General features: G+C 58.6%; 3 protein-coding genes, 3 tRNA genes and 1 pseudogene. 3 read left to right on the top strand and 4 right to left on the bottom strand.

Annotation, left to right across the window (positions count from 1 at the left end; translation table 11 throughout):
- Nucleotides 1–64 precede the first annotated feature (64 nt).
- Nucleotides 65–250: pseudogene (locus tag FEF26_RS16205) on the top strand (hypothetical protein); the annotation flags it as partial.
- A gap of 5 nt (nt 251–255) precedes the next feature.
- Entirely contained in the window at nt 256–567 is a 312-nt protein-coding gene (locus FEF26_RS15240) for a metal-sensitive transcriptional regulator (RefSeq protein WP_138254385.1), read from the top strand.
- 28 nt (nt 568–595) lie between these two features.
- Here the strand turns inward: FEF26_RS15240 and FEF26_RS15235 are convergent, their stop codons facing one another.
- Nucleotides 596–1,519: a F510_1955 family glycosylhydrolase gene (locus FEF26_RS15235; protein WP_166433076.1), complete on the bottom strand. Its 924-nt coding sequence runs from the start codon at nt 1,517–1,519 to the stop codon at nt 596–598.
- Between the two features lie 233 nt (nt 1,520–1,752).
- On the opposite strand from FEF26_RS15235, the gene FEF26_RS15230 reads away from it, so the two are divergent.
- Nucleotides 1,753–2,787 (top strand): metal ABC transporter substrate-binding protein, encoded by a 1,035-nt coding sequence (locus FEF26_RS15230; protein ID WP_166433075.1) that lies wholly within the window; start codon nt 1,753–1,755, stop codon nt 2,785–2,787.
- 328 nt (nt 2,788–3,115) lie between these two features.
- Here FEF26_RS15230 and FEF26_RS15225 read toward each other — a convergent pair.
- The 3 genes from FEF26_RS15225 to FEF26_RS15215 form a co-directional block, all read right to left on the bottom strand.
- Nucleotides 3,116–3,188 (bottom strand) — tRNA-Phe (locus FEF26_RS15225).
- A gap of 22 nt (nt 3,189–3,210) precedes the next feature.
- Nucleotides 3,211–3,284: transfer RNA gene (locus FEF26_RS15220), tRNA-Asp, on the bottom strand.
- Nucleotides 3,285–3,370: 86 nt separating this feature from the next.
- Nucleotides 3,371–3,443: transfer RNA gene (locus FEF26_RS15215), tRNA-Glu, on the bottom strand.
- Nucleotides 3,444–3,595 lie beyond the last annotated feature (152 nt).

The raw sequence follows: 3,595 nt of genomic DNA, 5'->3' as shown, positions 1-3,595 counted from the left end.
CGCGGGCATTTCAGGATGAGTCAACGACTAGGTCCAGGCGGGCATCTGGGATGAGTCAATGCGCGGATTTGTGCTGCCCATGAGTGTCGGTGCAATCTTGATGTCGGCTTCCACAGTCGTAGTCGCCCTCAACGCCCAGTTGCTGCGTCGGCTCGACCTCACCCCGCAAGCAAGCACCGACCGAATCCTCGACCGTTCCCCAGCCGCTGACCATGCGCCTGACGAGACAAGCCCAACGACCAGGAGATGACGACCATGACCGCCACGACCAACGCCAGCCCCGCAGGCCATGGCTACATTAGTGACAAAGACCGCTACCTGGCTCGCCTGAAACGCATTGAAGGTCAGACCCGCGGCATCCACAAGATGGTGGAGCAAGACTCCTATTGCATCGACATACTCACCCAAATTAGTGCGATCAACTCTGCCCTGGAAAATGTTGCCCTAGGCCTGCTCGATGACCACCTCAAACACTGTGTCACCTCCGCAGTCAAGGACGGCGGCGCTGAAGCTGAAGCTAAGATCAATGAAGCCTCAAAGGCCATCAGCCGACTCGTAAAGTCCTAGGGAACGGGCACCCCAGAACGCAGAGAGTTCAGCTCTCGTGGACGACGTCAAACCTCTCGCCCCCGTCAGTGCTGTGCAGAAGGCTTCCCCCCACAGCTGCCCACATCTCATCCTTGTCCACCGCGTGGAGCGCCTCAGGGTGCCCCTCCACGCCAGCATCGACCTCACCGACCTGTTCCCAGGTGATACCGTCATCCTCACTTCGGTGCACCCCGGCATCGGGGTCGAGGGCGAAGACCGTCCCGTCAGCGGCCCAGTCCACATGCTGGAGGATTGGGGCCTTAGCCACGGGGTTGAAACTCTTTCCACCGTCTGCGCTGATGACTGGGCCACTCTCTGTGGTGCCCAACACAGTGTCAGCATCGCGAGGATCAATAGTCAGGCTCGCCATCGCTGGAGCACCCGGACTATGCCAGGTTTCGCCGGCGTCGTCGCTGATCATCAGCTCCTGCCCGGAGGCTGCGTCCACTCCATACACTCGGTCTCCGAGGGCATCCAGGGCATGGAAATCCGCTTCGCCGCTCAGTGAGACTTCTTCCCACGTGGCACCGCCGTCAGTCGAAGCAATCAGTCCGAGGTTGGCGGGAGCATTCTGACCCTCACCCGGGTGGCCGCTGGCCAGCATCAGTTCCTCATCCGCCACAGCGAAGCCCATGAAATCCTGGACCTCAGAGACGCGTTGCGGACCATCACCATGGAGCCGAAACAGTCCGTAATGGCTGGCGATCATCAGCGAACCATCGGAAGGATCGACGTCTAAACCATGGACATGTTCCAGGTCTTCACCCTCCTGAGAGACTAGTGGCGTTGGGGGAGTGTCTTCCTCGGTGACAGAACCGCACGCCGACAGGGCCAAGGCAGAGGCGGCGAATATCGCCAATGGCCGCGGAGCCAGCTGCCCGACCGACTTCTCACGAGGCGCAACTGTGAGGAAGCATTTCTTCCTGCTCATGGTCAGCTCCTTCATCTCCGGACGCCAGACACCAAATTCTACACAGCGTAGAAAATGTCGGTCAGCTCCACGCGACGCTCACCTTTGTCGCAATTTGTTCTCATTAGTTAGAAGCCGTACAGTGACCCTCAATCCTCTTCGTTCTGAAAGGCACCGCGATGCCCGTTTTCTCTCTCACCAAATCGCCGGCTGAATCACGCGTCCCGGGTAGCTCACAGGGGACTCTGAGACTGTTGCCGTACGGGGCTCTCACAGCGGCAGCCACCCTGCTCATCACATCCTGCGGCAACCCAACAGATGAGGACTCCGCCTCACCGGATAGCGAGGAGGCCGCCAGCAATATCAGTGTGGTGGCCTCAACCGACGTCTACGCCGACTTAGCTTCACAGGTCGCCGGCGACACAGCAGACGTTCAAGCCATAGTCGATAACCCCGCGATTGATCCACATTCCTACGAGGCCACCCCGCAAGACCGGCTTCGCATTGAAGAGGCCGATATGCTCATCGCTAATGGTGGCGGCTACGACCCATTCCTGACCAGTCTGGCCGAGTCGGCTGAGAGGGACCACGTCCTACTCCAAGCTCTCTCCGAACTCAACGAAGAGACAGATCACGAGGATCACAGCGACGCTAATGCCCCCGTCACGGAGAGCGAACCAGACGGTGACGAGCACCCTGAGGACGATGACCATGAAGAGGACTCCAACGACGAGACCGAGGATGCACATGCCGGTCATGGTCACGAAGACGGTGACGAGAATGAGCATGCCTGGTACGACCTTGCGCTGATGAGCGACTTCGTGAACTACCTGGGCGAACACCTCGGAGAGTTCTCACCGGAGAATGCCGAGCTCTACACCGAGAACGCGGAGAGGCTCAGCCAGGAGATCAATACACTCGACGAGCGCAACCGCAACCTCGACGCCACTGGGACCACATTTATGGCCACCGAGCCTGTCTCTGCCTACCTCCTTACAGATGCCGGATTCGAAGATGAGACCGACCAGGACTTCCTCGCTGCCATCGAACACGGAGACGACGTCTCCCCTCGACTGCTGCAGGAAGCCCTAACGACCGTTGAAGACCTCGATTTGTTGGTCTACAACGAACAAACCGAGACCAACCAGTCGCTGCAGATTCGCCGAGCCGCAGAAGACGCAGGCGTCCCAATCCTAGAGTTCAGTGAAACATTGCCGGAGGACGCAAACGGCTATGTGGACTGGATGGAGAGAAACGTCGAGCAGCTTGAGTCGCTGATACACCGATAGATGACATCTGGTGTCCCTATGGCAAAAAGTAATGGAAGAATCCCTGGGGGATGCTGTCGCGGTATTTAAGACCCACGAAGCTGGTGTGAGCCTGAGCTAAAGCCACCAACTTCGGAGTCAGCTACACGATTCTGAGGAACTGGATACGCCAAGCAGGCACCTATGACGGTGCCCTTGAAGGTAAGACCCGCACCGCAAAGAACGAGCTGCGGCCCATGTGCCGCAAGCCAAAGTTGCGATAAGGCGGGACCCGGTGGTAAACGATCCCCTGAAACGACTGAAACCCCTGGATGACCAGGGGTTTCAGTACCGAGACACCGGCTTTTTGTGGCTCCGACCGGCGTCGATCCGGTGACCTTTCGATTTTCAGTCGAACGCTCTACCAACTGAGCTACAGAGCCGTATCTGAAAACCGATGTCCTGCGACCCTGACGGGACTTGAACCCGCGACCTCCGCCGTGACAGGGCGGCGCGCTAACCAACTGCGCTACAGGGCCTTACATGCTGCTGTGCCGAATCGGCACGAGGAGAAACTTTATCAGAGCCTCTCCGACTCCGCCACTTTGAAAAGCGTCGAAGTTAGTACCCCCAACGGGATTCGAACCCGTGCCGCCGCCGTGAAAGGGCGGTGTCCTAGGCCGCTAGACGATGGGGGCCCGAAATCCCAAGGAGAAGACTGCTCATTTCCTCCAGGGGAACCTGTAAGAGTGTAGTTGGTTATCCCTCAACGCGGCAAATTGTCGCATTGACTCATCCCAGATGCCCGCCTGGACCTAGTCGTTGACTCATCCTGAAATGCCCGCGTGTG

It is taken from the genome of Nesterenkonia salmonea, from assembly GCF_005771525.1.
In the GTDB taxonomy this organism is placed as follows: domain Bacteria; phylum Actinomycetota; class Actinomycetes; order Actinomycetales; family Micrococcaceae; genus Nesterenkonia; species Nesterenkonia salmonea.
The sequence above is the reverse complement of the archived record's forward strand: the minus strand, read 5'-3'. Positions and strand labels throughout refer to the sequence as shown.